This window comes from Phyllobacterium sp. P5_D12, from assembly GCF_054049495.1.
The window spans coordinates 1-5,541 of record NZ_JBFUMG010000293.1 but is presented as its reverse complement, the minus strand read 5'-3'; the positions used below and the strand labels follow the sequence as shown (position 1 = coordinate 5,541).

At 56.2% G+C, this 5,541-nt stretch carries 5 protein-coding genes and 1 pseudogene; 4 read left to right on the top strand and 2 right to left on the bottom strand.

Annotated elements, in window-relative coordinates; translation table 11 throughout:
- Positions 1-402 (bottom strand): glycosyltransferase family 2 protein (locus ACXJ5O_RS17480; protein ID WP_457300994.1); only part of this gene is annotated, 402 nt, incomplete at its 3' end.
- 123 nt (positions 403-525) lie between these two features.
- On the opposite strand from ACXJ5O_RS17480, the gene ACXJ5O_RS17475 reads away from it, so the two are divergent.
- From ACXJ5O_RS17475 to ACXJ5O_RS17465, 3 genes are read left to right on the top strand one after another with little or no spacing between them, the layout of a single operon-like run.
- On the top strand, positions 526-1,716 hold the full coding sequence (locus ACXJ5O_RS17475; RefSeq protein ID WP_457300995.1) for a glycosyltransferase family 4 protein: 1,191 nt from the start codon (positions 526-528) through the stop codon (positions 1,714-1,716).
- On the top strand, positions 1,713-2,477 hold the full coding sequence (locus ACXJ5O_RS17470) for a WecB/TagA/CpsF family glycosyltransferase (RefSeq protein WP_457300993.1): 765 nt from the start codon (positions 1,713-1,715) through the stop codon (positions 2,475-2,477). Before ACXJ5O_RS17475 ends, ACXJ5O_RS17470 begins: the two co-directional genes overlap by 4 nt.
- Positions 2,474-3,337, top strand: coding sequence for a DUF6492 family protein (locus tag ACXJ5O_RS17465; RefSeq protein ID WP_457300992.1), 864 nt, complete (start codon positions 2,474-2,476; stop codon positions 3,335-3,337). Before ACXJ5O_RS17470 ends, ACXJ5O_RS17465 begins: the two co-directional genes overlap by 4 nt.
- A gap of 131 nt (positions 3,338-3,468) precedes the next feature.
- On the opposite strand, the gene ACXJ5O_RS17460 is transcribed toward ACXJ5O_RS17465, so the two are convergent.
- The gene (locus ACXJ5O_RS17460) at positions 3,469-4,722 is read right to left on the bottom strand and encodes a lipopolysaccharide biosynthesis protein (RefSeq protein WP_457300991.1); all 1,254 of its coding nucleotides are present in this window, start codon (positions 4,720-4,722) and stop codon (positions 3,469-3,471) included.
- A 274-nt stretch (positions 4,723-4,996) separates the two neighbouring features.
- Between ACXJ5O_RS17460 and ACXJ5O_RS17455 the strand changes: the two are divergent.
- A pseudogene (locus tag ACXJ5O_RS17455) lies at positions 4,997-5,541 on the top strand (hypothetical protein); the annotation flags it as partial.

Genomic DNA, 5,541 nt, shown 5'->3' with positions numbered 1-5,541 from the left:
CGTCTTGCACATGTTCTCCAGCCAATTCGGATCGGCGACTTCATCATCGTCGATAACCAGCAGTGACGTGAAATTTGGAAAGGCCTTCAGCGCGGTCAACCATCCTGCATTGTAGGCATTACAATTGCCGCGATCATGCGCGATGATCAGCAGGCCCGGAAGTTCGCCACTCTCGAACAGCGGTTTTGCTGCTTCCGCTCCCTCACGTTTTTCGGCCTCGTTCTCCATGACGACGATGGCAAAGCGCCGTGTGGTCACCTGGGCTTTAAGCGACGCCAAGGTTTTCAATAGATGTTCCGGACGTTTGAACGTCGGCAGCGTCACGACGATGTCAATCGTTTCCGGCTTGAGGCCGGGTGATTGTGCCACGACGCCGATATTTTCTGGGAGATCGAGATTCATCGCCGGAGTATTTATCCGTTATCCATGGTTACAACTTATAAGAGTCGCTTATTCAACATTTCATTACATTCTGCGATCAAATCAAATATTGAGAATTAAATCGTCGTGGAGAGCATCAAGCCTTTGCATTTGCTGTTCGTAACATCGCTGGTACCGGATGGTAAGCCGACGACCGGCTATGAGATTGCCAACAAAGCGATCATCGATGGCCTTGTACGTGCCGGCGCTCGCGTCACCGTGATCGGATTTGTCTGGCCCGGGAGCAAGCCGCTCGATCCGGATAACACAATCGTCCTCGGTGAAGTGGACGTGCGCAACGACACAGCGAACTTTGCGCAAAAGTTGCGTTGGTTCGGCAAGGCAATGATTTCGGGTCTCACGGTCTCGTCGGTCAAGCTGCGCGTCGTCACCAAGGAAGCGTTCCGTGCCGCGATCGCCTCAATAGAGCCTTTCGACGCTTACGTGCTCAACGGCGTGCCACTGCCCGGGGCATTCGAGGACTGTTTTGATGACAAGCCGCAAATCTTCATCGCACACAATGTCGAACATCGCTCGGCGCGCGAGAATGCCGAAGCGGCAACCAGCCCCGTACAGAAGTATCTGTTCGGCCGGGAGTCCCGGCTTCTGATGGGTCTTGAGAAGCGGTTGTGCAGCAAGGCGTCGTTCGTCTTCACGTTGGCCGATGACGATATCGATGCGCTGGGTCTATCCGGAACCGGACGTGCCGCGGCACTTCCGCTCGTGACCGGCGCCGATGCGGCGAAAAGCAAAGGACGTGAAATAGTACGCGACCTAGGCTTGATAGGAACCTGGACCTGGCAGCCGAACCGCATTGGTCTTGAATGGTTCCTGCGTGAGGTTGTACCGCATCTCGACAAGGACATCGGCGTGACCATCGCCGGAAGTACCCCAGCCGATCTCAAAGCTGCATGGCCTGATGTTACCTTCGCCGGTCGTGTGGCCGACGCGACGGATTTCGTCTGCGGCTGTGCCGTGATTCCGTTGATCAGCCGCGCCGGAAGCGGCGTCCAGCTCAAGACGATCGAAACATTCGAATTGGGTCTGCCTAGCGTCGCCACCGCGCTTTCTGTACGGGGCATCGAAGATATTMCGGATAATTGCATTGTCGCCGATGATCCCGTCGGCTTTGCCAAGGCGGTAAACGCCATGGTGGCCCGTGCGCGCGCAGGTGAGGATTTGATACGTGAGGGGGACGCCTTCCGCGCCGCGCAGTTGGTACGCTTCGACCAGCAGATAAGATTGGGGCTGGACCGGCTTGAAACCCGGATTGCAAATGGGCGTGAAGCCGCATGAGTTCGGGCGAAACAGGTATTCCACATCGTTCGATTCTCGGCGTAGAAGTTGTGGCGTTGTCTTGGGTGGATGCCATCGAAGTCATGCGGGAGCGTATAGCGCAGCAGCGCTTTGCCCTGGTCACTTGGCTCAATGCTCACAACGCTAATCTCGCGCAGGAGAATGTTGATTTCCGTCAGGCTTTGAACCAATTCCTCGTTCTTCCCGATGGCTTCGGGGTCGATATCGCCTCGAAACTCCTGCATGGCGCACCTTTTCCGGCGAATCTCAACGGTACGGATTTTACGCCCGCACTCCTTGCGGCAGAAACCAGCTCTCTGCGCGTTGGCCTCATCGGTGCGCGCCGTGAAGTGGTCGAAAAGGCTGCGGAGAGCTTCAGGCAACTTACGCCCCAGCACGAAATCCGCGTGATCAGTGACGGCTTCTTTAAAAGCGAGCATCAGCCATACATTCTGCGTGTCCTGAAAGAATATCATCCGCATATCCTGCTCGTCGCCATGGGTGTACCGCGGCAGGAGATGTTCATGGCGAAGAACTTGACGGCCGAACATTGCACCTTGGCCTTTGGCGTTGGTGCGCTGTTTGATTTCATGGCTGGCACGGTGCCACGGGCTCCCTTGACCGTGCAGAAGCTGCGCTTTGAATGGCTTTATCGCCTTGCGCAAGAACCTGGCCGGTTGTGGTACCGGTACATTGTCGGCAATCCACTTTTTCTGCTACGCGTCATGCGGGCGAAATTCAAAGTCGGCGGGGGGGCATGACGAAAACGGCACTTGTTACCGCGAGTTATGCGCCCGATTTTGAGCGCTGCAGATTGCTCTGCGAAACAATTGATCGTTTCGTCACCGGCTACACCAGACACTATATTTTGGTCGAGCACCGCGACGTTGCACTGTTCAAGCAGCTGGAAAACCCGCGTCGTGTGGTGATCGATGAGAACGATCTATTGCCCCGCTGGATCAGGCCGTTTCCCGATCCGAGCAATTTTGGTCGCCGCCGCATTTGGCTATCGCCAAGAACGATGCCCTTGCGCGGCTGGCACGTGCAGCAGTTTCGCCGTATCGCCATTGCAGCACACACGGATGAAGATGCTTTCTTCTACATCGATTCCGATGTCGCTTTCCTGAAATCCTTCGATTGTACCTCGGTCTGGCGGGGCAGCGATTTGCGCCTGTTCCGCCGCGATGGCGACCTGGTGCGTCCTGTACCAGGCGACCAGCGCATCTGGTCCGAACACGCAGGACAGGTACTCGGGCTCGTCCCCGTGAGCCCTGCTGGGCACGACTATATCGGCACGTTGATCGCTTGGCGGCGGGACGCCCTTTTGACCATGTGCGACCACATCGAAAAGGTTACCGGGCGCCATTGGATCGCGGCGATCGGGCGGTCGCGGCGGTTTTCCGAATGCATGATCTATGGCCGCTATGCTGATGAAGTGCTCATGGCCGAAGGGCACTATCATGACGCCGCCGAATTCTGCCGGGTCTACTGGTTTGCGCCTGCGCCAACGGACGCGGAGTTCCTTGCCTTCGTTGAAGCGATGACACCGGAACAGGTCGCGATCGGCATGCAATCCTTCATCGGCGACGATACGGCCCGCATCCGGAAATTACTGACGTAGAAGGTCTCTGGAAGAATTGATCCTGATGAGGGATATGGTGGGGCTTTCGAGAACCGGAGCGCAGTGGACATTTTCGTCCATGAGCACCGGAAGCGCAGAAAGTCGCATCAGATACCCATCAGGGTCAATTCTCAGACGCGTCGGGCCGGCTTCTTGATGGCTCGATAGGTCAGATATGCCGATAGCAGATAAAGCACGGCGAACATGGCATTCAGCCAGATCATCCAATCGTGGGTATCGAGAAACACGACAAGAATCCACGAAAGCAGTGCAGCCTTGGCGATGCCGAGCAAGGCGAGATTGAGCGCACGCAGGCCAGATTGGCCGCGCGCATAAAGGATTTCCGCCTGATATTCGATGAGATTGCGCAGTCCGGGCACGAGCAGGACCAAGGGCAACAGCGAAACGACCGAGGCAACATTCGCTCCAAGCGCTCGCGGGAAAATGGCAAGGAAGAGTGCAAGCGCCGCCAGACCGAGTGTCGAAACCAAAAATACTCCAAGCTCCAGGCCGCCCCGAATTTTGAGCGATTTCAGCATGTCCGGTGTTCGCATCAACTTTTGTACCAGCATCATGTTGAATGAGCGGACGGGGAGGGCGGTCAGATCGACGAGCCGCATGATGATCGCATAGACACCCGCCGTTTGTGGTCCGCCGACTGCAAGCACCAGCAGCTTGTCCATTTCGGACTGGACGTAGAAGAGTACCTCGGCACCTGTGACGGCAAAGGAATCCGCCAGCCTGCGGCGGTAGAGTTTGGGAATAAGCCGCAGCCGCACACGCGGGTAGAAGAAGATGATTGCGACAAGAAGCGCAACGCCGTTCGCCCCCGCATACCACCAGCTCCATATTGCGAGGTTGGTCACGCTTGAGAACGCGAACAGCACTGCCGCTGCTGCCCGCAATGCCGTACCGATAATGACCAGCAATGCTGCCCGGCCGAACCTGTTCATGCCGTTATTGACGATGACCACAACTTCAAGCGACCGCCAAAGCAATGCTTCCGCTGCAACGATCACTGCAAAGGTGCCAAGCGCGAGATCTGCACCGAAGAAGACCAGATGCATCAGATAGGCTGCAAGAATGAAGATCGGCAATGATACAACCACCGCCGCGAGAAAGCCGCCCGTATAGGCGCCAATCAATTGCGGTTTCACGGTGGAAATCCGGTAAAGCGGTGAAACAAAGCCGAAGGAGACGAGGCGTGATAGCACGACACCGGTTGCTGATGCCGTGGCAAACAGACCGAACTCCGCAATCGAAAGTGTATTGGCAAGGGCCACGAAATAGGCGAGCGAAATGACGAGCCGCCCCGCCGATCCACTGATCACGGAGAAATAGTCGCGGATAAGCCCCGCATTGGCTTTCAGATGACGTGCAACCAATTCCATGTCCTGCCGGATATGCCTGAATCAAAGCTGCGGGGAAAGCACTGTCTCAAGCGTGAATTCGCCGGATTTCTACATCAAAAGACTTAACGGCTTGTATTTGCCGTTTCGAAACGTGGTATAGACGACATCCAGGGCAAGGTTAGCTTGCAGACATATGGGTGCTGATAATTAACGTTTTATTTTCCATAGAACTTTAGGTTGAATTAACTGTGGATGTGGTGCCGCAATTGAATCGCGTTGGTTGGGCGATCGTGGAGTTGAAGTGGGAATGAGTAATCGTGAAAACGAGACGGCAAAGCGGCCGCGGCGCTCGCTTCTCTCGTTTGCCAGTCAGCCGGAACCGGCGGGAGAGACTCATGTTGATCCCGAACCCTTAATCACATCCATTCGCGGCGAAGACAATCTCGATCACTATCACCGCATGCGCGCTTTACGCCTGGCAGCCGGCAGCGAAATCTCACAACCATCATTGAGTGATATTCCCGAGGACCTCAGTTCCGAAGAAGCCGAGCAGGATGCGGTCAATCGCATGCGCGCCGACATGGCCGCGATCAAGGCAGAGCTGAACCGCCGCGTCGATGCCGCCGAACAAACTACGCCACAGCGCGAAGAATCTTTGCCGCTGATTGAAAAGCCAGCCCGTGCCGAGCCGGAAATTCCAATCGTCACTGCAAGATCCAAACCCGAGCCGATAGAGCAGTTCCAGGAAAAGTCGGAACCGGTTTTCCGTCCGGAAAACAAGGAGCTAGAGCCGGACCCTGAACCTGTTGTCATACCGGCGCCTGTGCGTCGGCCGGCTCCGCACAAGGTGGA